At 70.8% G+C, this 25,884-nt stretch carries 21 protein-coding genes and 1 pseudogene; 6 read left to right on the top strand and 16 right to left on the bottom strand.

The window, feature by feature from the left end:
• Positions 1-57 precede the first annotated feature (57 nt).
• Positions 58-522, bottom strand: a complete 465-nt coding sequence (locus tag ACIA1L_RS30865; RefSeq protein ID WP_396076552.1) for a hypothetical protein — start codon at positions 520-522, stop codon at positions 58-60.
• 179 nt (positions 523-701) lie between these two features.
• Here ACIA1L_RS30865 and ACIA1L_RS30870 point away from each other — a divergent pair, with 179 nt between their 5' ends.
• The gene (locus ACIA1L_RS30870) at positions 702-2,114 is read left to right on the top strand and encodes a trehalose-6-phosphate synthase (protein WP_396076553.1); all 1,413 of its coding nucleotides are present in this window, start codon (positions 702-704) and stop codon (positions 2,112-2,114) included.
• Here the strand turns inward: ACIA1L_RS30870 and ACIA1L_RS30875 are convergent.
• The 4 genes and pseudogenes from ACIA1L_RS30875 to cobC form a co-directional block, all read right to left on the bottom strand.
• Positions 2,103-2,204: pseudogene (locus ACIA1L_RS30875) on the bottom strand (VOC family protein); the annotation flags it as partial. The gene ACIA1L_RS30870 and the pseudogene ACIA1L_RS30875 sit on opposite strands and share 12 nt — an antisense overlap.
• A 6-nt stretch (positions 2,205-2,210) precedes the next feature.
• A complete protein-coding gene (cobA, locus tag ACIA1L_RS30880; RefSeq protein WP_396076554.1) occupies positions 2,211-3,404 on the bottom strand; it encodes a uroporphyrinogen-III C-methyltransferase in 1,194 nt (397 codons plus the stop codon).
• Positions 3,401-4,453, bottom strand: a complete 1,053-nt coding sequence (gene cobT, locus ACIA1L_RS30885) for a nicotinate-nucleotide--dimethylbenzimidazole phosphoribosyltransferase (RefSeq protein ID WP_396076555.1) — start codon at positions 4,451-4,453, stop codon at positions 3,401-3,403. The genes cobA and cobT overlap by 4 nt, the downstream gene beginning before the upstream one ends.
• Positions 4,450-5,511: an Rv2231c family pyridoxal phosphate-dependent protein CobC gene (cobC, locus tag ACIA1L_RS30890; RefSeq protein WP_396076556.1), complete on the bottom strand. Its 1,062-nt coding sequence runs from the start codon at positions 5,509-5,511 to the stop codon at positions 4,450-4,452. The genes cobT and cobC overlap by 4 nt, the downstream gene beginning before the upstream one ends.
• 72 nt (positions 5,512-5,583) lie before the next feature.
• Here cobC and ACIA1L_RS30895 point away from each other — a divergent pair, with 72 nt between their 5' ends.
• Entirely contained in the window at positions 5,584-7,815 is a 2,232-nt protein-coding gene (locus ACIA1L_RS30895) for a transglycosylase domain-containing protein (RefSeq protein WP_396076557.1), read from the top strand.
• A 28-nt stretch (positions 7,816-7,843) separates the two neighbouring features.
• Here ACIA1L_RS30895 and ACIA1L_RS30900 read toward each other — a convergent pair whose 3' ends face one another.
• Together ACIA1L_RS30900 and ACIA1L_RS30905 are read right to left on the bottom strand one after the other, a co-directional pair.
• A complete protein-coding gene (locus tag ACIA1L_RS30900; RefSeq protein WP_396076558.1) occupies positions 7,844-8,437 on the bottom strand; it encodes a TIGR03086 family metal-binding protein in 594 nt (197 codons plus the stop codon).
• A gap of 124 nt (positions 8,438-8,561) precedes the next feature.
• On the bottom strand, positions 8,562-10,286 hold the full coding sequence (locus tag ACIA1L_RS30905; protein WP_396076559.1) for a cobyrinate a,c-diamide synthase: 1,725 nt from the start codon (positions 10,284-10,286) through the stop codon (positions 8,562-8,564).
• Positions 10,287-10,390: 104 nt separating this feature from the next.
• On the opposite strand from ACIA1L_RS30905, the gene ACIA1L_RS30910 reads away from it, so the two are divergent.
• Together ACIA1L_RS30910 and ACIA1L_RS30915 are read left to right on the top strand one after the other, a co-directional pair.
• Entirely contained in the window at positions 10,391-11,194 is an 804-nt protein-coding gene (locus ACIA1L_RS30910; protein ID WP_396076560.1) for an SURF1 family protein, read from the top strand.
• Between the two features lie 45 nt (positions 11,195-11,239).
• On the top strand, positions 11,240-11,671 hold the full coding sequence (locus ACIA1L_RS30915; protein ID WP_396076561.1) for a hypothetical protein: 432 nt from the start codon (positions 11,240-11,242) through the stop codon (positions 11,669-11,671).
• A gap of 71 nt (positions 11,672-11,742) precedes the next feature.
• Here the strand turns inward: ACIA1L_RS30915 and ACIA1L_RS30920 are convergent, their stop codons facing one another.
• The 3 genes from ACIA1L_RS30920 to ACIA1L_RS30930 form a co-directional block, all read right to left on the bottom strand.
• The gene (locus tag ACIA1L_RS30920; protein ID WP_396076562.1) at positions 11,743-13,392 is read right to left on the bottom strand and encodes an ATP-dependent DNA ligase; all 1,650 of its coding nucleotides are present in this window, start codon (positions 13,390-13,392) and stop codon (positions 11,743-11,745) included.
• Positions 13,393-13,955: 563 nt separating this feature from the next.
• The gene (locus ACIA1L_RS30925) at positions 13,956-14,813 is read right to left on the bottom strand and encodes a hypothetical protein (RefSeq protein ID WP_396076563.1); all 858 of its coding nucleotides are present in this window, start codon (positions 14,811-14,813) and stop codon (positions 13,956-13,958) included.
• Positions 14,806-15,306: a sigma-70 family RNA polymerase sigma factor gene (locus ACIA1L_RS30930; RefSeq protein ID WP_396076598.1), complete on the bottom strand. Its 501-nt coding sequence runs from the start codon at positions 15,304-15,306 to the stop codon at positions 14,806-14,808. Before ACIA1L_RS30930 ends, ACIA1L_RS30925 begins: the two co-directional genes overlap by 8 nt.
• A 172-nt stretch (positions 15,307-15,478) precedes the next feature.
• On the opposite strand from ACIA1L_RS30930, the gene ACIA1L_RS30935 reads away from it, so the two are divergent.
• Positions 15,479-16,600, top strand: a complete 1,122-nt coding sequence (locus ACIA1L_RS30935; protein ID WP_396076564.1) for a hypothetical protein — start codon at positions 15,479-15,481, stop codon at positions 16,598-16,600.
• A 299-nt stretch (positions 16,601-16,899) separates the two neighbouring features.
• Here the strand turns inward: ACIA1L_RS30935 and ACIA1L_RS30940 are convergent, their stop codons facing one another.
• The 6 genes from ACIA1L_RS30940 to ACIA1L_RS30965 all read right to left on the bottom strand — a co-directional run bounded on the left by ACIA1L_RS30940 (position 16,900) and on the right by ACIA1L_RS30965 (position 24,123).
• Positions 16,900-18,378, bottom strand: coding sequence for an FAD-dependent monooxygenase (locus ACIA1L_RS30940; protein WP_396076566.1), 1,479 nt, complete (start codon positions 18,376-18,378; stop codon positions 16,900-16,902).
• A 1-nt stretch (position 18,379) separates the two neighbouring features.
• Positions 18,380-19,732 (bottom strand): dipeptidase, encoded by a 1,353-nt coding sequence (locus ACIA1L_RS30945; protein ID WP_396076567.1) that lies wholly within the window; start codon positions 19,730-19,732, stop codon positions 18,380-18,382.
• A gap of 66 nt (positions 19,733-19,798) precedes the next feature.
• Entirely contained in the window at positions 19,799-20,857 is a 1,059-nt protein-coding gene (locus ACIA1L_RS30950) for a M48 family metallopeptidase (RefSeq protein WP_396076568.1), read from the bottom strand.
• A gap of 21 nt (positions 20,858-20,878) precedes the next feature.
• The gene (locus ACIA1L_RS30955) at positions 20,879-21,496 is read right to left on the bottom strand and encodes a uridine kinase (protein ID WP_396076569.1); all 618 of its coding nucleotides are present in this window, start codon (positions 21,494-21,496) and stop codon (positions 20,879-20,881) included.
• On the bottom strand, positions 21,489-23,024 hold the full coding sequence (locus tag ACIA1L_RS30960) for a cobyric acid synthase (protein WP_396076570.1): 1,536 nt from the start codon (positions 23,022-23,024) through the stop codon (positions 21,489-21,491). Before ACIA1L_RS30960 ends, ACIA1L_RS30955 begins: the two co-directional genes overlap by 8 nt.
• A gap of 127 nt (positions 23,025-23,151) precedes the next feature.
• Positions 23,152-24,123, bottom strand: coding sequence for a cobalamin biosynthesis protein (locus ACIA1L_RS30965; RefSeq protein WP_396076571.1), 972 nt, complete (start codon positions 24,121-24,123; stop codon positions 23,152-23,154).
• A 251-nt stretch (positions 24,124-24,374) separates the two neighbouring features.
• On the opposite strand from ACIA1L_RS30965, the gene ACIA1L_RS30970 reads away from it, so the two are divergent.
• Positions 24,375-25,178, top strand: coding sequence for a hypothetical protein (locus ACIA1L_RS30970; RefSeq protein WP_396076572.1), 804 nt, complete (start codon positions 24,375-24,377; stop codon positions 25,176-25,178).
• The last annotated feature ends 706 nt before the right edge of the window (positions 25,179-25,884 follow it).

Here is a 25,884-nt window from a genome sequence, read left to right on the forward strand (position 1 = left end):
GGCTTCCCGGCCGCTGACGACAACCCCGCCCGGCACCGCCGGATTCCCGCTGTCCGCTCACTGGGGGACGACAGGGTGGGTCTGCTCGCCGTTCTTTGTCCGGATCCGGAGCTGCCGCTTGTTCACATGGAAAGTGTTGCCATCACTCGCGGTGGCAACATAGGTACCGTTCTCCAGGGTCACCTTGGCGAGGAAAAGGGCGGTCTGCCCCTCGATCCAGGTGGCCGCTTCGCCGCCGTCGTTGGCCTGGTAATACAGCGCGCCACTCGGGTCCTGACAGATCCAGACCACCATGCCCGTGTCGGTGGTGCGGACCTGCAACACCTCGGTCAGTGCCGTCGAGAGGCCGGCGCGGCGGGCGGTGGTCAGCATCTCGGCCGGGCAGACGGTGCCCTCTGTCACGCCGACCGATGGCGTCGGCAGGTTCACCGGAGGGGCCGGCGGGGAACTCTCGTGTCGCGTGCCCAGCGCGAAGCCCGCCGACATCCCGATGATGCTGAGGAAGACGGTGGCGATGACCACAGGGAAGAACAGTGGCCGTCGCGGCGAGGGAAGATCAACGGGCAGGCTCACCGGCCCAGAATGGCACCCGCTCTCCAGGCGCGGTGCCGCACGGCCGGAAGATGTCTCAACGCGCCCCATGCGCTCACGCACAGTAGGCTCTGGGGCGGGAACCAGAACGACCCGGAGGTGCTCTCAGCGTGGCCGAACGAAGTTCCTTCGTCGTAGTCGCCAATCGCCTACCCGTGGACGAGATCATCGTCGACGGTGAACGGCAGTGGCGCCCGAGCCCGGGCGGTCTCGTCACCGCCCTACACCCGGTGCTGGTCCAGCACCGCGGCACGTGGATCGGGTGGCCCGGCGGAGACGGCGAAGCGCCCGAACCGTTCGAGCTCGAGGGCATCCACCTGCATCCGGTGGCGCTGAGCGCCGAGGAGCTGGAGCGCTACTACGAGGGCCAGTCCAACGCGACGATCTGGCCGCTCTACCACGACGCCGTCGAGACGCCCGTCTACAAGCGGCGCTGGCGCGAGGCGTACCGGGTGGTCAATCAGCGGTTCGCCGAGGCTGCCGCGGAGGTGGCCGCCGAGGGCGCGACCGTCTGGGTGCAGGACTACCAGCTCCAGCTGGTGCCCGCCCTGCTTCGGGAGATGCGGCCCGACCTGCGGATCGGGTTCTTCCTGCACATCCCGTTCCCGCCCATCGAGCTGTTCATGCAGATGCCGTTCCGCGCCGAGATCCTGCGCGGTCTGCTCGGCGCCGACCTGGTCGGCTTCCAGCAGCGGCTAGCCGCCCAGAACTTCGTCCGGCTCGCCCGACACCTGCTCGGTCTGCGCTATGAGGCCCAGACGATCCAGGTGGACGGCCGCAAGGTCAAGGCGGGCGCCTTCCCGATCAGCATCGACACCGCCGACATGGAACGGATGGCGGCCGACCCGAAGGTGCAGGCTCGGGCCAAGGAGATCCGCGCCGAGCTGGGCGACCCGGAGACGGTCATCCTCGGCGTCGACCGGTTGGACTACACCAAGGGCATCGAGCTGCGGCTCAAGGCGTTCCGCGAGCTGCTGGCCGACGGTCGCCTGCAGGTGCCGGACGCGGTGATGGTGCAGGTCGCCACGCCGAGCCGGGAACGCGTCGAGCACTACCAGACGCTGCGGGTGAAAGTCGAGCGCGAGGTCGGCCGGATCAACGGCGAGTTCGGCAAGGTCGGCATGCCGGCCGTGCACTACCTGCACCAGTCGTACAGCAAGCAGGAGCTCGCCGCGCTGTATGTGGCCGCCGACGTCATGATGGTGACGCCGCTGCGCGACGGCATGAACCTGGTCGCCAAGGAGTACGTCGCCTGCCGTGGTGACCGTGGCGGCGCCCTGGTGCTCAGCGAGTTTGCCGGCGCCGCCACCGAGCTGCGGCAGGCGTTCCTCTGCAACCCGCACGACCCGGATGCGGTCAAGGACGCGCTGCTGCGGGCCGCGGGAGCCGAGCCCGCCGAGCTCAAGCGCCGGATGCGGGTCATGCAGCGGCATCTACGGACGCACGACGTCGCCGAGTGGGCGCGCTCGTTCCTGCAGGAGCTCGGCGTGGACGCCGACACCACGGAGTCGTCAGAGGAATAAGCAGAACGGGTGGCCGGCCGGGTCGAGGTAGACCCGGACGTCCGCCTGCGGCTGGAAGTCGGCCAGGGTGGCACCCGCGGCAAGCGCGTGCGGCGGCTACCCCAGGACAGGCACGACGTCGCCGACCACGACGACGGCAGGTGGGCGCAGGCCGGCCGCTGCTGTTGCCGCCGCGACCTCGCCGAGCGTGCTGCGCAGCACGCGTTGCCCGGTCGTGGAGCCCTCCTGGACGACGGCAGCCGGGGTGTCGGCGGCACGGCCGTCTGCCAGCAGCCGGTCGGCGATCTTCGGCAGGTTCTTGAGGCCCATCAGGATCACCAGCGTGCCGCGCAGCCGGGCCAACGCCGACCAGTCCACCAGCGACAGGTCGCTCTCCGGCGGAACATGGCCCGACACCACGGTGAACTCGTGCGCGACGCCGCGGTGGGTCACCGGGATGCCGGCCAGCGCGGGCGCAGCGATCGAGCTGGTCACCCCGGGCACGACCGTGACGGGTACGCCCGCCTTCGCACACGCCAGCGCCTCCTCACCGCCCCGCCCGAACACGTACGGGTCGCCGCCCTTGAGCCGGACCACGAACTTGCCGGCCAGCGCCCGGTCGACCAGGATCCGGTTGATCTCCTCCTGGGCCACCGAAGGGCCGTACGGGATTTTGGCGGCGTCGACCAGTTCCACGTTGGGCCGCAGCTCGTCGAGCAGCATGCCGGGCACCAGCCGGTCGGCCACCACGACGTCCGCCCGGTCGAGCAGCCGGCGGCCCTTGACCGTGATCAGCTCCGGGTCGCCGGGGCCGCTGCCGACCAGGAACACCTGTCCCTGCTCGGTGCGTGCAACGGGCAGCTCGTGGTTGGTCAACGCGGCGGCGATGAGGTCGCGCAGCGCCATGGCGTTGCGGCGGTCACCGCCGTCGGTCACCGCGACGGTGATCTGGCCTTGCCGGGTCACGGCGGGGGTCCAGGCCGTGGCGGCGGTGCGGTCGTCTGCGCGTACGCAAAAAATCCGGCGCTCCTCGGCAGCGGCGCTGACCCGCGCGGCCGCTTCGGCGTCGTCCACCGCCACCTGGACCAGCCAGGCGCCGTCGAGGTCGGACTCGTCGAACCGGCCCTCGCGCCAGGTCAGCCGGCCGGCCTCGACGTGCGCGTGCAGCGCCGGGGTCAGCACCGGCGAGACGATACGGACCTGCGCCCCGGCGTCTAGCAGGGCGGGGATGCGGCGCGTCGTCACCGACCCGCCGCCGACAACGAGCACTTTGCGGCCGTCGAGCCGCAGTGCGAGCGGGTAGAGGCTCACTTCTCCGAGACCCCCGCGGCGTCGAAGGTGGACACTTCGCGCAGCACCCGGGCGGCACCCGCGACCAGCGGCAGCGCCAGGGCGGCGCCGGAACCTTCACCGAGACGCATGCCCAGGTCGAGCAGCGGGGTCAGGCCGAGATGGGCGAGGGCGACGGTCGCGCCGGGTTCCGCGGACCGGTGCCCGGCGACCATCGCCGCCACTGCGTCCGGCGCGAACGCCGCAGCCGCCAACGCTGCCGAGGCCGCGATGACGCCGTCGACGATCACCGGGACGCGCCGGGCGGCGGCGCCCAGGATGAATCCGGCCAGGGCGGCGTGCTCCAGGCCACCGACGGCGGCGAGTGTCGCGAGCGGCCGCGCCGGGTCCGGCTGGTGCAGCGCGAGCGCCCGGGTGATCACATCGATCTTGCGCGCGTACGTGTCGTCGTCGATTCCCGTGCCCCGGCCGGTGACCGTGGCCGAATCGGCACCGGCGAAGGCGGCGATCAGCGCGGCGGCCGGCGTGGTGTTCGCGATGCCCATGTCTCCGGTCAGCAAGCACTTTGCGCCGTTGTCGAGCAGCGCGTTGGCGACCGCGATCCCGGCCTCCAGCGCGGCTCGGGCCTCGTCCTCGGTCAATGCCGCCTCGACGGAGAGGTCCCGGGTGCCCCGCCGCACGTTGGCGTCCAGCAGGGTGTCGCCGCCGTGCAGCGGCACGGCCACGCCCACGTCGACCACCATCAGCGAGGCGCCGACCTGCCGGGCGAAGGCGTTGATCACCGCGCCCCCGCCGACGAAGTTTGCCACCATCTGCGCGGTGACCTCCTGCGGCCACGGGGTGACGCCCTGCGCGTGCACGCCGTGGTCTCCGGCGAAGACGGCGATCGCCGCGGGCTCGGGCAGCGGCGGCGGGCAGACGCCGGCCAGGCCGGCCAGGCGTACGGACAGCTCCTCCAGCGCGCCCAGCGAACCGGCCGGCTTCGTCAGGCGGGCCTGCAGCTCCCGGGCGGCGGCCATGGCGGCCTCGTCGGCGGGCCGGATGGCCGCGAGGGTCGGCTCCAGCGTCACTGTCGCTCCTTCACCACGTCGGTCAGCACCGCCAGGAAGGCGTCGCTGGTGGCAGTGTCGCGTACGGCGATCCGCAGCCAGTCGGCGCCCAGCCCCGGAAAGGTGTCGCCGCGGCGGACCGCGTACCCCCGTTTGCGCAGCTCAAGGCGCACCTGGTCGGCGCCGGGCACCCGCAGCGCGACGAAGGCACTGGCCGGTTCGCCGGCGACAGTGACGTCCGGCACTCCGCGCAGCCCCGCGACCAGATGCTCGCGCTCGACGGCGAGTTCCGCGGCGATCTCCCGCTCGGCGGCTACGGCGGCCGGGGAGGCGCAGGCCTCGGCGGCCGCGAGGGCCGGCGTGGAAACGGCCCAGAGCGGTTGGGCGGCGGCCAGCTTGCCGATCAGCGCGGGCTCGGCCAGGACGTAGCCGATCCGCAACCCGGCGAGCCCCCACGTTTTGGTGAGGCTGCGCAGCACGACCAGGCCGGGCAGGTCGGTGCGGCCGGCCAGGGATTCGGGCTCGCCCGGGACACCGGGACGGCGGGTCGTGTCGGAGAAGGCTTCGTCGACGACGAGGACGCGGCCGGGCCGGGCGAGCGCGGCGAGGTCCGCGGCGGGGTGCAGCACGGACGTGGGATTGGTGGGATTGCCGACGAAAACCAGGTCGGCGTCGTCGGGGATCAGCGCAGGGTTCAGCCGGAAGCCATCCGCCTCGCGCAGCAACACCCGGTCGACCTGGTGGCCGGCATTGCGCAGGGCGGCCTCCGGCTCGGTGAACTGCGGGTGCACGACGACCGGCCGCCGTGCCTCGATGGCCCGGGCGAGCAGCACGAAAGCTTGCGCGGCGCCGGCCGTCAGCAACACCTCGCCCGCGGCCCGCCCGTGCCGGCGGGCGACCGCGGCGGTGGCCCGGGTGGCGTCCGGGTAGGCGGCCAGCTCGGTCAGCGTCGCGGCGATCGGATCGGCGAGCCAGGCGGGCATCGGCTGCCGGCGGACGTTGACGGCCAGATCGACCAGCCCGGGTGCCACTTCGGCGTCGCCGTGGTGGTGCAGGTCCATCTCCACGGGCTTCAGCATGCCGGATGCCAAACCGGGTGCCACTTCGGCCGTTCCGTCAGGACATGAGGCAATTTGTCTTACCTTCGAAGGGTGAAGAAGACCGGACTCGCCAAAGCTGGACGACTCGCCCCGCTCATCCGAGCCGGACTCATCGCCGGACTCGCCATCGCCGGCCTGGTGTTCCCCCTCGTCGCCCTCGCCGGCGTCGGCGCGAAGACCGGTGCGGACGCCCTCGCGAGCATGCCCGACGAACTCACGGTGGTGCCGTCCGCCCAGACCACCTACGTGTACGCCAACGACGGCAAAACCCTGCTCACGATGTTCTACGAGGAGCACCGGAAGCCCACCAAGATCGAAGACATGTCGCCGTACCTGACGAGTGCGATCGTGGCGTCCGAGGACACCCGGTTCTACGAGCACAACGGCGTCGACCCCAAGGGCGTCGCCCGGGCCTTCGTCGCCAACCAGCAGGCCGGCGGCGTCTCGCAGGGCGCTTCCACGCTGACCATGCAATACGTACGGATGGCCCTGCGCGACGGCGCCGAAACACCCAAAGAGGCGCTGGAAGCCACCGAGCAGACCACCGAACGCAAACTGCGGGAGATGCGCCTCGCCATCGAGCTGGAGCAGCGCATCTCGAAGCAGGAAATCCTGCAGCGCTACCTCAATTCCGCGTACTTCGGGCACCGCGCGTACGGGGTCTTCGCGGCCGCCGAGGTCTTCTTCTCCAAGACGCCCAAGGACCTGACGCTCACCGAGGCCGCGCTGCTCGCCGGGCTGGTGAAGGCGCCGTCCGCGTACGACCCGGCGGTGAACGACCGGACCGCGGCCACCGAGCGGCGCAACTACGTCATCGACCAGATGCTCAAAATGGGGTCGATCACGCCGGCCCAGGCCAAGTCGGCGCAGAAGGCGAAGATCAAGCTCAACCTGACCGCCCCGCCCAACGACTGTGTGTCGGTGCCCGAGGAAGAGAACGACTGGGGCTTCTTCTGCGACTACCTGCGCAACTGGTGGATGGAACAGCCCGCGTTCGGCGCCAACCCGCAGGAACGCCTCGCCAACCTGCGCCGCGGCGGCTACAAGGTCGTCACCACTCTCGACCCGAAGATCCAGTCGTCGGCGATGAAGCACATCCTCGACAAGGAGAAGCGCAAGAGCGTCTACGCCCACGGCGAGGTCGTCATCGAACCCGGTACCGGCCGAATCAAGGCCATGGCCGTCAACCGCCGCTACTCCCTCGACCAGAAGGACAACGGCGAACACAGCGACAGCCGCCGCCGCGACCAGGTCCGCGGCAACTACCCCAACACCGTCAACCCGCTCCTCGGCGGCGGCGACATGGCCGGCTACCAGGCCGGCTCCACGTTCAAGATCTTCACGATGCTCGCGGCACTGGAAGAAGGAATGCCGCTCAACACGAGCTTCTACTCCCCCGAGCGGATCGTCACGAAGTACATCACCGCCCCCGGCCCGGCCACCTGCGGCATCCGCTGGTGCCCCAAGAACTCCAGCAAGTCCATGACCGGCCGACAGACCATGTGGAGCGGTTTCGGCAAGTCAGTCAACACCTACTTCGTCCAGCTCGAGCAGAAAGTCGGCGCCGAGAAGGCGGTGCGGATGGCGGAACGGCTCGGCCTCAAGTGGCGTACCGAGATCGACAAGACGCTGGCCGGCCCCGACCACGCCAGCGGCTGGGGCGCCTTCACGCTCGGCGTCAGCGACGCGACACCCGTCGAAATGGCGAACGTCTTCGCGACCCTCGGCGCGGACGGCAAATACTGCGAGCCCATTCCCGTACGGCTGATCAACACCCGGGACGGCGCCAGTTACGAGTACGACGATAAGAAGGTCGCGGGACCGCGCTGCCACCAGGAGATCGCCCCCGAAGTAGCCCAGGCGGCAACCGACGCGGCCCGCTGCGTCACCGGTTACGGCGCGGCCGAAGGCGGCTGTGGCGGCTGGTCGACCTCCCCGATGGTGCACGCCACCCTGAAGCGCCCGGTCGCCGGCAAGAGCGGCACCACCGACAGCAACCGCAGCGCCTGGTTCTGCGGCTTCACCCCGCAGCTGGCGGCAGCGGCGTTCGTGGCCGACCCGGACAACCCGGAGAACACCGTGGGCACGAGTCGCGGCACCATCTCCAAGTTCACGGTTGCCGAGACGCTGAAAGACGCGCTCAAAGGTCAGCCCAAGATGAAGTTCAACCCACCCCCCGCCAAGGTCGTCCACGGCGGCAAGGACAACGACGACGATAACGATGACGGCGGCTGGAGCAACAACAACAGCGATGACGAGAGCGACGGCGAGGACGGGGACTGACCGACCCGCGTCCCCGCGGTCGGGAAGGTCAGGCGGCGGGACGCCAATTCGGGTCGCGTCCGGCCAGGGCCACTGCCTGGTCGAGCAGGGTGGCCTCGTCCTCGGTGGGGACCCGGGGACCGAACAGGCCCGGGGTGCCCTCGGTGGGACCCTGCGACAGGAACTCGATGAGATGCTCCAAGATGCGGGGATCGACCGCGTATTCCTGGCCGGTGGCCTTCGCGAGATCCCAGCCGTGCATGACGAGTTCGTCGATGGCGACAGCGCCCATGGCGGCGGCCGGCATCGTCACGCCGCCGGCTTGGGCGGTGCCCTCCCAGGCGGCCGGTTGTTTCCAGGCCGCGGCGAGGTCCTCGAGGACGACGGGGAGCTGGCTGCGCCACTGCGGGGAGAGATTCGCAGCGGACGGCTGCGGCGGTGGCTCGCCGTTGCCGGGGGCGCCGGTCTTGTTGGCGGCCTGGGCGAAGGCCCAGCCAAGACCCATCAGATGATCGAGCAGATCGCCGACCGACCACCCCGGACACGGCGTCGGTGCGGTGAGATGTTTGTCGGTGATGCCGAACAACAGGCCCCGGATCCGGCGAACCGGCGGGTCGAAGTCCAGCGGCACACGATCTGCCACGGCCGTTCTCCCTTCTCGCTGACCCCCTCACCGTAGAGCCGCCCTCCGACAATTGCCGGAACGGCGCGGCGAACCACGACACGCCGTGCGCGCTTTCCTTGTCACGGCACTCGTGCGGCCGTACTTATCGGGGGTTGATGGCCGTGAGCGACAACGTGGCCTCGCCCGGGTCGTCGCCGGCGGGAGTGGCGGGCTGGGCCGGGACCCCCGATGGGCCGCCGCCCGGCAGGGCCAGCGGCATTCCACTCGGGTGACCCGAACCGATCCCGCCCGGGCCGGCAGGCAACGCGGCGGGCGGCGCGAGACCCGGCGGAAGAGCGACCGGCGCCCCACTCGCCGGCGGTTGACCGGCCGCGTGACCCGGCAGCGTCGGGGCCTGGGCGGGAGACCCCGGGGCGTGGCCGGAGGGCATCGACACCTGGGCGGGCGACGTTGGCGCATGGGTCGGCGCCACAGGTGGCTGGCCGGCCGGCCGGCCGTGCGGCAGGGCCGCGGCGACGACGCGGCGGGCGATGTCCGGGGCGCCGGCCCAGTGCAGTTGCAGTTGGGAGGCGTGGACCTGGCGCCAGACGAAGCCTTCCGGCTTACCGCCCGACCAGGTCCAGGCCGGCACCTGGCCGGCGCGCGGCGTGACGATCGCGCGGTGCTGCTTGTAACCGGTGATGCGGGCGCCCGCGGGAGCCAGCGCGGACGCGGCCGGAGCGGTCGCTTCGCGGTAGCCCGCCACTGTTTGGGTGCCGGTGGTGGCCGCGGCATCCAGGACACCGCACATCGCTCGGCCGTCGAAATCACGGCCGAGCCAGGGCAGGCCGACGCCTTCGGCGATGATCGGGCCGCCGTCGTGGGCGAGTTGCGCGACGGCCGCACAGAGTCGACGGTTTGCCGAAAGCTCCTCCGCGTAGCCCTCGGGAAGCGCGGCGCCGATCATCAGCCCGCGCGTGCCGGGCGGCAGCGCTTCGTCGCGGATCGGGTCGATCACCGCGACGTCGGCGCCGGCGGCCGTCAGCAGCTCCGCAGTTTCCACGTACGTGTACGGCGCGCCCGCCCCACCCGCCACAGCGATCACCGGGCGGTGCTCGGGCAGTAACGGCGATTCACCGGTCGCCTCGGCGAGGGCATCCGCCGGGGACCAGGGTGTGCAGCCGAGAGCGGGGGCGGTGCCGGCAAGGGCCATGATGCGGTCGAGGTCGAGGGCTTCCGCGACAGTTTCCCCCAAACGGCGTACGGCGCGGACCGCCTCCACCGAACGGTGCGCAACCGGCACGACACCCAGCGCCCGGGCCGGGAGGATGGACGGCAGGTCAACGCGACGCAGCGCGCCGAGCACGGGCATGCCGATGTCGTCGAGCGCCGTTCGCAGCAGCTCCTCGTGCCGAGGCGACGCCACCCGGTTCAGCACGACGCCGCCCAGGTGCACCATCTCGTCGAACATGCGGAAGCCGTGCACCAGCGCGGCCAGCGAATGCCCCATCGCGGCGACGTCCACGACCAGCAGCACCGGGGCGCGGAGGGCCGCCGCGACCGCAGCCGTGCCGTCGATCTCCGGCTGGCCGGTCAGGCTGTCGAACAGGCCCATCGCGCCTTCGATGACCGCTACCTGCGTACCCGCCGCGCCGTGCGCGAACAGCGGGGCAAGCCGCTGGGCGCCGACCAGTCGAGGGTCCAGGTTGCGGCCGGGCCGACCCGCGGCGAGGCCGAGGTACGCGGCGTCGGTGTGGTCGGGTCCCACTTTGAAGCCGGCGGCGGGCACACCCCGAGCGGCGCAAGCGGCCAGCAGCCCCACGGCAATCGCGGTCTTCCCGTGCCCGGACGAGGGGGCGCTCACCACCAGACGAGATTGGGTGGTCATCAATGGCTCCCTCGGGGATACGGAAAACGCCGTCGACGTGCTATGCGGTGCAAGAAGTCGCACCCTACCCGCCGCAAGCCAGCGCGCGTCGGTAGCCTCGGGTCGTGTACCGGTTCCTGCTGACCCCCCGCTGGCTCGTCGCCGCGGTCCTCACCATCGCCGCCTCGGCGGGCATGGTGTTCCTGGGCAACTGGCAGATGCACCGCTACCAGGAACGCACAGCGATCAATGAACGCATCGACGCCGCTGATGCCACACCACCCGCACCAGTGACGTCCGTGCTGGTCAAACCCACTGCGGTGGGCACGCTGGGCCAGCAGCCAGGCGACGATCAGGCCTGGACGATGGTCACCGCAACCGGCACGTACGACGCGACGCACGAGGTCCAGGCGCGCGGGCGGTCGAACAGCGGCCGGGTCGGCTTCGAAATCCTGACCCCCCTGGTCCTCAGCGACGGCACCGCGATTCTGGTGGACCGCGGCTGGGTCCCGTCGTCCAACGGTGATGCGGTGTCCCCGCCGGTTTCCACCCCGCCCCCGAGCGGACCGGTCACGATCACCGGCCGGATCCACCTCTCGGAGAGCCGCCCCGCGGCGATCACCCACCAGGACGGCCGGATCGACACCCGCCGGATCGCGCTGCCCAAGCTCGCCGAAAAATTCCCCTACCCCGTGTACGGGGCGTACGTGCTGCTCAGCGACCCCACAGCGGGCTACTCCCCGATTCCGGTCAACCACGAAGACGCATGGCAAAACGGCGGGTACGCAGTCCAGTGGTGGACCTTCGCGGTGATGGCTCTGCTGGCGTTCGGCTGGCAGGCCCGCAAGGAAGCGCACGGCGACGCGCCGAAGAAGCCGAGCGTGGACCGGGTGGCGGAAGCCGACCAGCGGGTGGCCTCGCCCTCCTGAGCCTGCACCTTTTCTGGTGGTCGCTGCCCTACTAGGGTTTTGCGGGTGACCTTTCCCTCCCCGTCCAGCGATCCGTGGGGTGTGCCGATTCCGCCCCTCCCCGCCCCGGACCTGCACAGTGCACCGGGTCCGGTGATCGTCCAGATCGGCGACATGGGGATCACGTCGACGGTGGTGCACACGCCGGCGGGCGACATCGCCCTCGCCGGATCGACCTGGACGGTGACGGACTACTGGCACAGCGAGACGAAGATCCCGACGTGGGCGATCGTGGCGGCCATCGCGGGCTTCTGCGTCCTGACCGTGTTCAGCCTGCTGTTCCTGCTGGTCAAGGTGACTATTCCGCGCGGCACGGTGCAGGTGACGCTGACGAACGGGACGCGGCAGTACGTGGCCCGGATCCCGGTCACCGATCCGGAGCAGGTCACCTACGTTCACCAGCAGGTCAACTACGTCCGCTCCCTCGCGGCGCTCTAGCTCCCGCTTTTTGTCGGCTCCCGATGGGCGTCCGCTGTCTGCCATTGCCAGCGCCCCGTGGCTGTCGGCTGTCAGGGTTCGGGATGGCCGAGCGCTTTGACCATGTCGATCGTGTCTGCCTCCTCCGCGCGCTTGTCGTCGCGATAGCGCAGCACCCGGGCGAAGCGCAACGCCACGCCGCCCGGGTAGCGGGGTGACGTCTGCACACCGTCGAAGGCGATCTCCACGACCTGCTCGGGCCGGACCGTCACGACCCAGCCGGAGTCGTTCACGGCCAACTCCTGGAACCGCGCGGTCTGCCAGCGCAGCAGTTCGTCCGTCAGACCCTTGAAGGTCTTGCCCAGCATCACGAATTCACCCGTGCGGGGGTCGCGGGCCCCGAGGTGCAGGTTGGACAGCCAGCCCTTGCGGCGCCCATGTCCCCATTCGACCGCCAGGACCACCAGGTCGAGGGTGTGCCGCGGCTTCACCTTGACCCAGGCCGACCCCCGCCGCCCCACGTCGTAGGGCGCCTCCTGCGCCTTGATCACCACGCCTTCCTGCCCTGCGGCGAGTGCGGCGGCGAACGCCTCCTGCGCCTGTTCCGGAGTCTCGACCATGCGGCGGCCGACGAGCAGGCTTGCGGGCAGCGCGTCGGCGAGTGCGGCCCAGCGGACCCGGCCCGGCTCGTCCAGCAGGTCGGTGCCGTCGAGGTGAAGCAGGTCGAAAAAGAACGGAACCAACGATGAGCCACCGCCTCCACCGCCGTCAGCAGCGTCCGGCGGCGCGGTAGCCGGGCGGGTCGCGGCAGCTGGGCTGGTCTCAGCGGCCAGGCCGGTCTCGGTTGCCGAGCTGGATTCGGCGGCCGGGCGGGTGGCGGGGCGCCGGGCGCCTCGGGTGGCCGCGCGGCTGGAAATTTCCTGGAACGGGCGGGGGCGGCCGGCGGCGTCGAGGGCCATCGCCTCGCCGTCGAGGACGATCTCGCTGACCGGCAAGGCACGCGCGGCGGCGACGATCCCGGGCAGCCGGGCGGTGATGTCGTCGAGGCTGCGGGTGAAGACGGCCACCTCATCGCCGGAGCGGTGCACCTGGATCCGGATGCCGTCCAGTTTCACGTCCGCGGCGGCGGGTGAACCGGTCGCGAGCAGCGCCGCCCCGACGTCCGGGGCGCTGCTCGCCAGCATTGGCGTGAGTGGTGTGCCCACCCGGAGGCTGATTTCGGCCAAGGCGGCCGCGCCGCCGCTCAGCGCGGCGACCGCCACCCGTTTGAGATCGCCGGAGAGCAGCAGCGCCCGGCGGACGGCAGTCGACGGCACCTGAGCGGCACGGGCGATCGCGTCGGCGAGCAGGCCTGCCTGGGCACCCTGGCGAAGCTCCCCACCGAAGAGCCCGACGAGATGCCGCTGCTCATCGCTGGTAGCCCGGCTGAAGAGTGCGCCCACCAACTCCCGGCGACGCGCCTGGGAGCCGGCGCCGGCGACGACGGAGATCTCCGCGATCCGCGCGTCGACCTCGGCGACGGTCAGCTCCGGCAGTGCCGCGGGCGGCGGCAGTTCCCGCAGGCTCGCATATCCGACGCCGGTCTGCCGCTGCGGCAGCTCACCGGCAAGATAGGCCGAGCCGGGCGCGACTTCATCCGGCTCGAGCCGCCGCAGGGCATCGGCGATCAGGTCGACTTTCGCCTTGCGGCCCGAGACGGCGGTGACGGCTGCCGAGGTGGCTGCCAGATCCGAGAACTGCACGGCATCATCCTGGCAGCCACCACCGACATTTTCCGGTCGTCGCCGACGCGCTCCCCCGTGCAGCACCTCGGAACGTCCCGGACCGTCCATCGCCGTCAAGGCGTCACTCTGCAGGTGGCGTTCTCCTCACTCACGAGTGCAGCCCCTGACCACCGCCCCACGAGGGCGGCTCAGACCAGAGGTGTTCCCCCGTGGAACACCTCTGGTCTGAACCAGCACCCGCGACCGCCCGGCCCAGGCCGGACGCGGGCGCCGAGCCGACGCCTGGCAGGACCTGGCCGGGCGGCGGAAGCTTGCCGGGCCGGCCGAGCGGGACATGCGGGCCGACCCGGTCCACCACCGGGCCGGACAGCACCCGGTGGATCGCCGCCAGCCTTCGCCGGGCTCCGTGGCGACGAAGCTCAGCGATGGCAGCGGCAGAGACACCCACCGTCCCGGTCGGGCCCACGGGGTGGCAGGCCCGACCGGACTGACAGGCAACTCCGAGATTTCGAACGCATGTACTAAAATACCAGGATGAGCCCCTGGACACAGCCCACTCACCCGATCCAGTGATCAGCTAGTCAGATCCGGTCCGAGGCCTTCGCCGCGAGGACCCGAATTTCCTCATCGCTCCACTCGCTTCGCTCGGCGGCGATCTCGGTTACCACGTCGCCCTTGCGCACCAGCACATGCCGACCGGTTCCACCGCTCTTGAAGGTGGTGATCACCAGCAGCGCCTCGTCACCCGCGAAGCCCTCAGACTTGATCCGGATCCCGGCGCCACCGCCCGGCTTGCAGGTCTCCGTGCGTTGCCGGATCGACGACAGCCGCCGCTCCGCGGAACCATCAGCGGGGAAAAGGTCCGTACGCTGGAAGACGGAGACCGATTCCTGGCCGTCGCCGTTGCTGATGATGGCTTCCCGGTAGGAGATCTCGTCTCCCGTCGGCTTGCTCGGACGGCAGTCGAGGCCGATCGATGCATCGAACTCGAACATCCAGTCGCCACTCAGATACTTCGTCGACTTCGCGCTGTAGTCCGGGCCGACGTCCTCCGGCTGCAACATCATCGCGGGCGTGACAGCCGTCGGCGGGGTCTTGCTTTCGGCCCCGGGCGTATCGGGCGTCTCCGGCACTTTGCCCTTGTCGTCACCGGGATCCGTGGCGGCCGGCGGTGGAGAAGGCCGGACCGACGGTGGCGGCGGCACGGACGGCGACGGTGCGACGGAGATCGAGGGCACCGCGGCCGGTGGCGCGCCGGCGTCGGGGCGGGTCTGTGCCACGGCGACGCCGCCGCCGACCAGGGCTACCGCGACGAGGCCCGCCACGGTTGCGGCCTGGCCGAGGGTACGGCGCCGGGCGCGGGTCCGGACCCGGTCCATCGAGTCCCACCTGACATTCTCGGTGTCGTTGAACAGGGCGCGGAAGTTGTTGTCAGGCATGGGTGTACTCCTCGGAGGCGTCCGTATCGAGGAGACCGGCCAGTGCGCGTCGGCCACGCGAAAGCCGGGTCTTCACGGTGTTGACGGGAAGGCCGGTCTGCGCCGCAACCTCGGCCACGGACAGGTCCATGAGGTGGTACATGGTGATGACCTGCCGGTCCGCCACCGGCAGCCGCTTGAGCGCGGCGATCAACGCGACCGTGTTCTCACTCGGCGCGTCCACGTCCGGGCCAGTGCCGTGCCGGAGGTAGGCGGCAACCCGGTTGCGCGCCTTACGCCAATGATTCATGCACAGCCGTGATGCCACGTTGCGCAGCCAGGCTTCCGGGTTGTCGTACGTCGACACCGTCGACCACCGCTGCCACGCCCGCACGTACGCCTCCTGCGCCGCGTCCTGGGCCTCTGCCCGGTCACCGGTCATCGCGTACAGATAAGTCACCAACCGATGTCGCGTGCCGCTGTAAAACTCCTCGAAGCCGGTGTGCTCGGCCACCCCGTGTCCCCCCTTCGCCGTCGTCACTGACAACACCCGCGACACCGCCCCGCGGTTTCAAGAGATTTTCTCGGGTGTGACGCGGGGATCCGGCGGCCGGGACAGCGGCCTGACAGGAACCTCACATTCCCGCTCTAGGGTCAGCTGCCACCCCCATCGGAAGGACTTCTCCATGGCCGGCAGCAAACGCGTACGTATCGGCGTCGCCGTGTTCTCGCTCGCGGCCGTAGCCGCGAGCAGCCTGATGGTCAATCGTTTCCTGACGGCGGATGCGGGCACCGGGAAGAAGCCTCCGGCGGCCGCTCCGGCCGCGGTTTCCGTGGCCGAATACCACCTCGGCGACGAAGCGTTTACGGACAAGCCGGCTTGGACGGGCTATTCGGAAATGAAGGCCGTCGTCCACTTCCCCCGCGAGCTGCCGAAGGGCAAGCTTCCGCTGGTCATGCTGCTGCACGGGCAGAACAGCCCCTGCGACGCACCGGACGACGCCGAGGTGGACTGGCCCTGTCCGAAGGGGATGAAACCGCTCGCCAGCTACCGCGGATACGACTATCTAGGCACATCCCTGGCCCGCGACGGATTCGTCGTCGTCTCACTCAGCGCCAACGGCATCAACCATTTCATGGGTACGGCCCCGCAGCGCGCGAAGCTCATCAACAAGCACCTCGCCCTGTGGCAGAAACTGACCTCCACCGGTGGCGGCGCCTTGGCCGGAAAATTCACCGACGCGGCCACCGGCAAGAAGCTCGACATCGATTTCCGCGGCCACCTCGACATGACCCGCGTCGGCCTCCTCGGCCACTCGGTCGGCTCCCAGGCCGTCATGTACGCGGCTGGTGACGACCGTCTCACCAAGCTCCCACCCGGCGTCCGCATCCGCGCCGTCGTGCCCGTGGCCTCCCCCAATGGCCCGGCCCCGGACGACGACTCCATCGTGACCAAGACCTCCTTCGCTGTCCTCTCCGCCGAATGCTGGAGCGCCCAGGACCGCGAATTCTTCGACAACGCCAAAGGCAAAACCCGCCAACCCACTTTCTACGTACGCGTAGCCCACGCCAACCACAACTTCTTCAACACGGTCTGGACCGCCGCCCCCGGCCTGGTCAACGGCGACGACTCCGACTGCAAGCAGCAACCCGACCGCCCCACCGCCAAACAGCAGCAGGACTTCGCTGCCACCTACCTTCAGTCCTACTTCCGCCTGACCCTCAAGGACGACAAGAGCGGCCTGCCCACCCTCACCGGCACTCGCCCCATCCCCGGCATCACCATCGAGGTCGACAAACTCCCCTGAGCTACCCACCCGGCACACCCGCCCCTGCCACCACTGTCGCCGATGGACGCCGGGCTGCTGCCTCAGGCCAGCTCGGCGTTCATCGGGCCGCCGGCGGCTGGGCCTAGACGGCCGGCCAAGGCCAGGCCAGGCGGACCAGGCCAGGCCAGGCGGCCCAGGTCAAGCGGGTCAGGTCAGGCCAGGTCAGGCCAGGCGGGCCAGGCCAGGCCAGGCGGGCCAGGCCAGGCCAGGTCAGGCCAGGCGGGCCAGGCCAGGCGGCTCCATACCGACGCCCAGCGAGCAGCGACCCAGCCGACGGGTCAGTCCCGGGACGGCATCGCGAGGCGGAAAGCCTGCTCGGCCTCGGCCGGTGACGCTGCCGCGGCAACGAATCCGTCCGGGCGGACCAGATACAGCAGATCGGGCCGCAAGGCAGTCCGCGACGCCGCTGCGAAGTTGTGCACCGGCAACCCGAGATCCGGCGGCGACCCCGTCCCGCCGTACCTGTGAACCTGCCATTCCAGCGCACGCAGCACCGCATAGTTGTCGCCCGTCCATGGCAGTCGCCGGCCCACCACGGGGTCGCGGGGTTCGTCCGGGAGCATGGGGTAGCGGATACGGGTCTGTGACACGTACTGGAAGAGGCGCGAGCCGCCTGACGAACCGGGCAGCGCCCGGACGCCTATGGGGGCGAGCATCGGCACGATGGCGCGGCGGAGGACGCGCATCGGGGTGCGCTGGGAGGTGATGAAGCCGAAGAGCCGGTCGGTGGTGGAGACGAGGGTGCGGGCGACCGGCCGGCGTTCTGCCTCGTATCGGTCGAGCCAGGACGAGCCGGCCCGGCCGTGGAGGACGTCGGCGAGTTTGAAGGCCAGGTTGTGGGCGTCCTGGAGGCCGGTGTTCATGCCTTGGGCGCCGACCGGGGAGTGGACGTGTGCGGCGTCGCCGGCGAGGAAGAAGGGGCCGTCGCGGAAGGAGGCCGCTACCCGGTGGTGGACCCGGTAGGTGGCGAACCAGCGGGAGTCGGTGTAGGAGACGGCGAAATCGCGCAGGATCCGCGCGCGGGCGTCCTGTTCGCCCACCGCTCCGTCGCCGTCGTCGTCGCGGACCAGGCCGATGAGGCGCCAGTTGTCCGGGCCGGTCATCGGAAAGCAGAGCAGGAAGTCGTCGCGGCCGGGCCGTACGTTCACCGCGTCCTTGACCAGGCCCGTCCCGCCGGTCACGTCGATGACGTAGAACAGGTGCGGGTTGGTCACGCCCTCGAAGGCGATGTCCCTTGTTCTGCGCACTATGGAGTTGGCGCCGTCCGCGCCGACGCAGAACCGCGCGGTGACCGTCTCGCCGCCGACCGTCGCCTCGACCCGCTCGTGGCCGGCGGGTTCGAGGGAGGTGACGGTGGCGCCCCAGCGAACAGCGCCGCCGAGGGAGAGCAGGTTCTCGTAGAGGATCTCCTCGTTGCGGCTCTGTTCGAGGACCTCGATGAACGGGTACGGCGTGAGCTCCGCCCCCAGCTGGCCCAGAGGAATCCGGCCGAACGCGCGGCTGCCGAACCCCGGCGCGAGTGCCTCGGCCCGGTGTGCCGCCGCCAGGACCTTGTCCGCGAGTCCGAGCTGGGCGTACACCTCGAGGCTGCGGGCCTGCACGACCAGCGCGCGGGATTCGCGGGTGGGGCCGGGCTTGCCGTCGGCGATGATGACCCTGACCCCGAGCGTGACCAACCAGTTCGCCAGCATCAGCCCGGTGGGGCCGGCGCCGACCACGAGAACGTCGCAGGTGTCGCCCGGGGCCGGGGTCGTCATGTCATCGACCCAGCTCGGCCACGTTGCTCAGGAGCAGCGCTTCGGCCAGGCAGACCCGGGCGAACTCGCCGAGGTGCAGGCTCTCGTTCGGGCCGTGCGCGCCGGCATAGGGATCTTCGACGCCGGTGACCAGGATGGCCGCCTGCGGGAAGAGCTCCTGGAAGGTGGCGATGAACGGAATCGAGCCGCCCACGCCCATGTCCACGGGCGCGACGCCGTCCCACGCGGTCGTGAACGCGGCCCGCGCCGCGTCGTAGGCCGGGCCGGTCGCGTCGATGACGCAGGGCGCGCCGCCGCTCTCCAGGGTCACCTCGACGTGAGCGCCCCATGGCACGTACTTCTCGAGGTGGGCTCGGATCGCCGCATATGCCGAGGACGCGTCGTCTCCGGGCGCAAGTCGCACGCTCAGCTTGGCCTTGGCCTTGGGCACCAGCGCGTTGGGCGCGCCGTGGGTCCCGGGGGCGTCGATGCCGAGCACCGCGATGGACGGCTTGGTCCAGATGCGGTCGGTCAGCCGGCCGTTGCCGATGAGCTTGACCCCGTCGAGGACGCCGGCCTCGTGCCGGAACCGGTCCTCCGGGTAGTCGACGCTGGCGCCCTCGCGGCCGATCAGCCCGTCGACCACGACCTCGCCGTTGTCGTCGTGCAGGGTGGTGATCAGGCGGGAGAGGACGGTGATCGCGTCGGGCACCGGGCCGCCGAACATGCCGCTGTGCACGGCGCTGTGCAGGGTGCTCACCTCGACGAAGCAGTTGACGAGGCCGCGCAAGGAGGTGGTGAGGGCGGGCACGCCGATGTCCCAGTTGCCGGAGTCGGCGATCACGATCACGTCGGAGCGCAGCAGCTCCCGGTGGGTCTGCACGAGCTCGTCGAGGGAGTCGGAGCCATATTCCTCCTCGCCCTCGATGAACAGCACGACGCCGACCGGCAGCTCGTCGCCGAAGGCGCGCAGGGCGGCGACGTGCGCCATCACCCCGGCCTTGTCATCGGCGGCGCCGCGGCCGTAGAGCCGGCCGTCCCGCTCGACCGGCTCGAACGGTTCGCTGGTCCACAGCGCGGGGTCGCCGGCGGGCTGGACGTCGTGGTGCGCATAGAGCAGGACGGTCGGCGCGCCGGGCGGCGCGGGCTTGCGGCCGATGACCGCGGGCTGGCCGCCGCCGGCCCGGACGATCTGCACCTCGAGCCCGCAGCCGCGCAGCAGCTCGGCGACGGCTTCGGCGGACCGCTCGACGTGCGAGTGGTCGAAGCCGTCGAACGCGACCCCGGGGATGCGGACCAGGCGTTCGAGGTCGGCGCGGACACCGGGCAATTCCCGCGCGATCGCGGCGCGCAGGTCGTCTTCAGTGAGGCTCATGCCCCCGATCCTAGGCCTGCGGTCCACCTCGATGATGCTCCGCGGCGCCGCCCTGTGGACAACCGGTCAGGGTGCGTCCTCACCGCGCCGGCGGCCGGCGTTGGTGGCCCAGTCGCGGGCTCCGCGGGCCGCCGATCCGGCCAGGTCGGACGCGCCGTCGCCGAGCTTGCGGAGCAGCCCGACCAGGGGATCCTGGGACGTGCTGAAGGTCTGCCGGTACGAGTCGGCGGCGGCCTTGACATCGTCGGTGACCGAAGCGTCGCCGTCGGCATCCCGATGTGGATAGTCGCCGCCGAGGATGCTGCCGTAGGCGCCGGAGTCGATCCACTTGCGCAGCTCGGCGGCGCGGGCGACCGGCACCGGGTGGCTGCTCCAGGCGGTCATGCCCAGTTTGTGGATGCTGTCGCGCAGGTCGCCGCCGCTCTCGTACTCGGCGGCCTGCTCCAGAAACGCCGCGGTGTCGATCTGGGAGAGGTCACCGCCGCCGGCCAGTTTCATCAGCAGCCGGGTGGAGGCGGCCGGATCCTGTCCCGCGAGCAGACCGGCGCGGTCGGCGGACAGCTCGGCCTTGCGCCACCACTCGAACATCGCCGCGATGATCGCGCGCAGGGCGATGGCACCGACCGGCAGCCAGCTCAGGTTGGCGGCCCAGCGGGTCAGGATCATCATGATCGTCTTGTAGACCGCATGACCGCTGCGGACGTGCCCGAGCTCGTGCCCGAGCAGTGCACGCAGCTCGTCGTCGTCCAGCTTCTCGACCGCCGCCGACGTGATCACGATGAACGGCTTGTCCATCCCGATGGCCTGCCCGTTGATCACCGGGTCCTGGCCGACGTACAGCTCGGGCAGCTCGGCCACGTCGAGCGCCGTCGCGGCCTCGGCGAACCGCTGGTAGACCCGCGGATACTGCCGGTGGTCGACCCGGATCGACCCGGCGAGGAACTGCAGGCGGAAGCCCCGCTCGTTCCACATGCCGAAGAACGCCTTCACCACGTCGTCGAAGCCGCGCAGCTCACGGAGGGCGGTCAGCGCGCCCCGGTCCGCCGGATGCTCCCACGCGCGGGAACTGATGCCGGACAGCGTGACCCGTCGCCGCGTCGGCCGGTTGTCGTCGTCGATCGTCATCGTCGTCCCCGTCCCCGCTGCTCACACAGCGGATCGTGGCCAGTGAAGCGGTTCCTGCAACGGTACATAGCGGTCACCGGGCACCTCGGCCGCACCGTCGACCACCAGGTCCACAGCCCCCGCGGTGCCCTCCGCCGCGAAGTGCTCCTCCTCGGCAAGACGCCAGCGCTCAAGGTACGCCCGAAAGGCAACATCGTCGCCCCCGTCGCGGGCGACAGCGCGCCGCCACCGCAGTTCGGCGGGCGCCGTCACGAACACCGAGAACGAGAGCTCCGGCCGGACCGTCCGGCGTGCGGACGTCACCCCTTCGACAAGTACGGCCGCAGCAGGCCCGACGGTGACACGGCTCCCCCCGAACTCACCCCGGTCCCACTGGTAGCGCCGGTAGGTGGCTGTCCGCCCGCAGCGCAACGGCGCGAGTACCTGCTCTTCGAGCCGCTCCCAGAAGGTGAACTGGTCGTCCCACCCGTCGAGCAGGTCGTCGGTGTGCACCAGCGGCATGCCGGCGGCAGCGGCCAGCTTCCCGGCGAACCAGCTCTTGCCCGCGCCGCTCGGACCGTCCACGGCTACGAGCCGCACCGGGCCGAGGCGCGGTGCGGTCGCCAGGATGTGCGCGGCCAGCTCGGTGAAGCTATCCACCGGGCGCCCCCGGCGGGACGAAGGGAAGCCCGGCCGGCGCCCCGGACTCGATCAGGCGCCATAACGCATCGGTGTGCAGGTGTTCCTCGACCAGGTCGCCGAGGGTGTCGAGGGCTTTCTCCCGTACGGAAGCGAAAACGGTGTCCGGAGCCACCACGAAGCCGTGCCGGCCCGCCTGCCGCGCCGCCTCCGTCAGGAACCGGCGGCGGAACTCGTCGGATTCGAAAGCCCCGTGCCAGTGCGTCCCGTAGACGGCGCCGGCCACGGCACCCTCCGGCGAACCGTCCGAGTAGCGCAGCAGTGGCTCCGGTGCGCCGCTGGAGACGTACCCGTGATGAATCTCGTATCCGCTGACCGGGACCTGCCCCCAGGCCGCGCCCCGCGACCGGGCCAGGGTCTTGCGCGCACCGAAGGTGATCTCGACGGGCAACAGACCCAGACCCGCCACCGTGCCGCGGCGGCTCTCGACCTCGTCGTGGATCGTTTCGGACAGCATCTGGTAGCCGCCGCAGATGCCGACCAGCGGCCTGCCCGAGGCGGCATGCCCCCGGATCGCGTCGGCGAGCCCGGTCTCCCGCAGCCACGCCAGATCACTGACCGTGGCCTTCGAACCGGGCAGCACCACGAGATCCGCGTCCGCGATCTCAGCGGGCTCGATGGTGAGCCGCACCTGCACGCCGGGCTCCGCGGCCAGCGCCTCGGCATCGGTGGCGTTCGAGATCCGCGGCAGCCGGATCACGGCGACCCGCAGCCACTCGGTGCCGCGCGGCTGCGCCGGCCGGCCGAGCGTCCTGCCGTAGGCCAGCGAATCCTCCGCATCCAGCCAGATATCGAGATCGAAGGGCAGCACGCCGTGCACCGGCCGCCCCGTGACCCCGGTGATCATGTCCAGCCCCGGCCGCAACAGCCCGAGATCACCCCGGAACTTGTTGATGACGAACCCACTGACCAGCGCCTGATCCTCGGGACTCAGCAACGCGACCGTGCCGAACAGCGCAGCGAACACACCACCCCGGTCGATGTCACCCACGACGATCGCCGGCAGGCCCGCATGCCGCGCCAGCCCCATGTTGACGAAGTCCCCGTCCCGCAGGTTGATCTCAGCAGGACTCCCGGCCCCCTCACAGATCACCACGTCGTACTCCGCCCGCAGCGAGGCGAGCGTGGCATGCGCAGTCTCGGCCAGCTTCGGCCGCAACGCCCGGTAGTTGCCGGCGGTGACCGTGTCGACGGCCTCCCCGAGCAGCACCACCTGACTGGACAGGTCACTGCCGGGCTTGAGCAGCACCGGATTGAACCGGATGTCCGGCGCAATCCCACAGGCGGCGGCCTGCATCGCCTGCGCCCGCCCGATCTCCCCACCCCGCCCGTCAGCACCGACCACGACCACGGAGTTGTTCGACATGTTCTGCGCCTTGAACGGCGCCACCTTGACCCCGCGGCGCTGCAACCACCGGCAGATCCCGGCAGTCAGCACACTCTTCCCGGCATCCGACGTCGTGCCCGCAACCAGCAACCCGCCACTCATAGCCACTGTCCTGTCCGGGCCTGGCCGCTCATCGCCACTGTCCCTGCCCGCGCCTGGCCGCTCATCGCCACTGTCCCTGCCCGCGCCTGGCCGCTCATCGCCACTGTCCCTGCCCGCGCCTGGCCGCTCATCGCCGCCGCCCCATCGAGGCGCGGAGCAGGGCGAGGCCGGCGGCGATGGCAACCGCCGACAGGCCGACGGCACCGGAGACACGTGCGGCCTTGCGCAGGTGGGCGGCCGACGGTCGCGGCCCGTCGCCCAAGAAAGGCCGCGTTTCCGTACGTCCGAAGTAGACGTTGCGTCCCCCCAGCCGCACACCCAGCGCCCCGGCCATCGCCGACTCACACTGACCCGCGTTGGGGCTCGGATGATCGTGCCGATCCCGCCGCCACACCCGCAACACCTCCCCCGGCCGCCCCCGCACCACCGGCGCCACGCCAATCGTCAACAGCCCGGTCAGCCGGGCGGGGACAAAATTGAGCACGTCATCGAGCCGCGCGGACGGTGTGCCGAAGCGCGCGTACCGCGGTGAGCGGTGCCCGACCATGGCATCCAAGGTGTTCGCGGCCCGGTAGCCCAGCAGCCCAGGCAGCCCCGCGACACCACCCCACAGCAGCGGCGCGACGACAGCATCGGAGGTGTTCTCGGCAACGGACTCGACGGTGGCACGAGCAAGCTCGAACCCGTCCAGCGCCGAAGGATCGCGCCCGCACAGGTGGTTGAGTCGCCCCCGCGCCGCATCGAGGTCGCCCCGCTCCAGATGCCCGGCCATGACCCGGGACTCCCACCGCAGTGTCCGGCCACCGAGCACGGTCCAGGTCGCGGCGGCCACCAGAACAGCCCGCGCAGGCGGACACCGCCGGGTCGCCAGCGACAGCCCGGCTCCCACCGCCACCGGCACCCCCGCGGCGATGAGAGTGAACACCGCACCGGCGCGCCGATTCGGGCGATACAGGCGCTGCTCGAGCGCACCCGTTACCCGACCGAACCCGGCCACCGGGTGGAAACGCCGCGGATCACCGAAAACGGTATCCAGCAGGTAGCCCACCACGATCCCGACCGCGTCAGCTCTGCGCGCTACCCGGCTTCCTCGTCCCATCCTGACCACCCTAGTAAGCGCCCCCGCATCCCTCCGCGGAGCCCGGATTTGCCGGCGCATGGCGTCCCTCGGCGTCCCTCGACGGGCGAAACGATCTGGTCCACCTCGGCAGTGGAGTGGTTGGTCCAGTAACGGCCCGTTGCTGCCTCAACCCCGGGAAATTTCGTGAAACCACGGGACGGAGTGGCGGGTGTTGTCTGTGACGACTTCCGCGCTCCGTTCACGACATCGAAGGTTTGAGGTGGGATTCCATGGATCAGGTCCGTACCCGCGCCCGGCGCCGCACCCTCGGTCAGGCTGCCACCGTGGCAGGCCTCGTCGCGGTAGCCCTGGTCGGCGGCGGAGTCGCCGTGGCCCAGACCCGCCACGATGCCGGCCCGCCCCCGGCCGCGGTGCCCTCGATCTCCGTCGCACCGTCGGCGTCCGTGCCGCCATCACCGTCGGTCCGGCCGTCTTCGTCCGCGCCGGCGCCGGTCCAGCCGTCTCGGCCTCCGGCCAGAAAACCCTCCACGGACCCCGCCCCGCCCTCGTCGGAAGACACCCCGCCGAAGGTCGACACCGAGCCGCCGATCACCAAGATCACACCGGCGATGATGCTCCAGCCCGAGGACGTCGGCACTGGCTACACCATGGGCACCGAGGCCGGTGGTGACTGGACCTACGAATTCGGCGCCTCGAACCTCCAGTGCCCGCGCACCGAGTGGCGTAAGCCCATCGAGGAGCGGGGGCGGTCTTTCCACGGCGACCCGGCAAAGGGAGCGTCGGTACTCCAGCAAACCAGGCTGCACGAAAAGGGTGCGGCTGCCCGCTATCTGGCCTCAGTCCGGTCGAAGGTGGCCGCCTGCTCGCCGCCCGGCGGACAGACAGTGCACATCGCCGCCGAGGGCTTCGCGGGCGACGAATCACTGCTCGTAGTTTTCACGCAGTACGGCGGCTACGTCGCCAAGAACATCCTGGTGCGCAAGGGCGACGTGCTGACCGAGATCGGCAGCAAACCGAGCCGGAGCGACAAGGCGAGCCTGGCCCTGGCAGCGAAAGCAGCGGCACGCTTTTAATCACATCGCGCGACCCGACGACTCTCATCGCCCGGCAACGCTTCTCCCATCCACAACATGCCCTATCCGCGAGACGACGAGCGGAAGTCCATCGCGCGGCGAACGGCGTGCGGCATGCGGTATGCGGCGTGCGGCGTGCGGCGTGCGGCATGCGGCATGCGGCATGCGGCGTGCGGGCAATCCGCTCGGCCTCTCCGGCGGGCAAGTTCAGGCCGAATCAGGATCTCCCGCAGCTCCCGGCCACGCCGGGTCCATCCCGTCAAACGGTGCGGCCTGCCGGGAGCAGCGGAGGAGGGCGGGCCGGACGCGGCATGAGGGCAGGCTCCGATCGGTTACGGCCCCGTGGGGTCGAACAGGTCCGAGTAGCGGGGTGGGTTTGGGCCGGTTGCCGCCCCGGGAAGGGGCCGGGGCGGCAACCGACTGTTTGTCCGCCTCGGGTGGGCTCAGCTCGCCGGGTGGGCGGTGCTGAGCCGGTTGCCCGGGTGCCACCACGGAGAGGGCGGACAGCGTGGACGAGCGGATGCCCACCATCCGCCCGCCCGGCCGGTATGCCGCGAGCTGACCCCTGAGCGGGACACCGGCAGTTCGGGAGCAGCACTGGATTGCTGCGGGTGCGACCGTCCGCGCCGCCACGGTCGGCGTCGAGACACGGTCGGCGAAGGTGGGGAGCCCGGCCGCCGCCGTGGGGACGGCGACCGGGCTCGGC

The organism is Actinoplanes sp. NPDC051859 (genome assembly GCF_044452725.1).
Lineage (GTDB): Bacteria > Actinomycetota > Actinomycetes > Mycobacteriales > Micromonosporaceae > Actinoplanes.

Coding starts and splice junctions, on each gene's coding strand:
- cobC (WP_396076556.1), bottom strand. CDS start 5,511: ATGCTGAAGCCCGTGGAGATGGACCTGCACCACCACGGCGACGCCGAA.
- ACIA1L_RS30905 (WP_396076559.1), bottom strand. CDS start 10,286: ATGACCACCCAATCTCGTCTGGTGGTGAGCGCCCCCTCGTCCGGGCAC.
- ACIA1L_RS30925 (WP_396076563.1), bottom strand. CDS start 14,813: ATGCCTGACAACAACTTCCGCGCCCTGTTCAACGACACCGAGAATGTC.
- ACIA1L_RS30935 (WP_396076564.1), top strand. CDS start 15,479: ATGGCCGGCAGCAAACGCGTACGTATCGGCGTCGCCGTGTTCTCGCTC.
- ACIA1L_RS30940 (WP_396076566.1), bottom strand. CDS start 18,378: ATGACGACCCCGGCCCCGGGCGACACCTGCGACGTTCTCGTGGTCGGC.
- ACIA1L_RS30945 (WP_396076567.1), bottom strand. CDS start 19,732: ATGAGCCTCACTGAAGACGACCTGCGCGCCGCGATCGCGCGGGAATTG.
- ACIA1L_RS30950 (WP_396076568.1), bottom strand. CDS start 20,857: ATGACGATCGACGACGACAACCGGCCGACGCGGCGACGGGTCACGCTG.
- ACIA1L_RS30960 (WP_396076570.1), bottom strand. CDS start 23,024: ATGAGTGGCGGGTTGCTGGTTGCGGGCACGACGTCGGATGCCGGGAAG.
- ACIA1L_RS30965 (WP_396076571.1), bottom strand. CDS start 24,123: ATGGGACGAGGAAGCCGGGTAGCGCGCAGAGCTGACGCGGTCGGGATC.
- ACIA1L_RS30970 (WP_396076572.1), top strand. CDS start 24,375: ATGGATCAGGTCCGTACCCGCGCCCGGCGCCGCACCCTCGGTCAGGCT.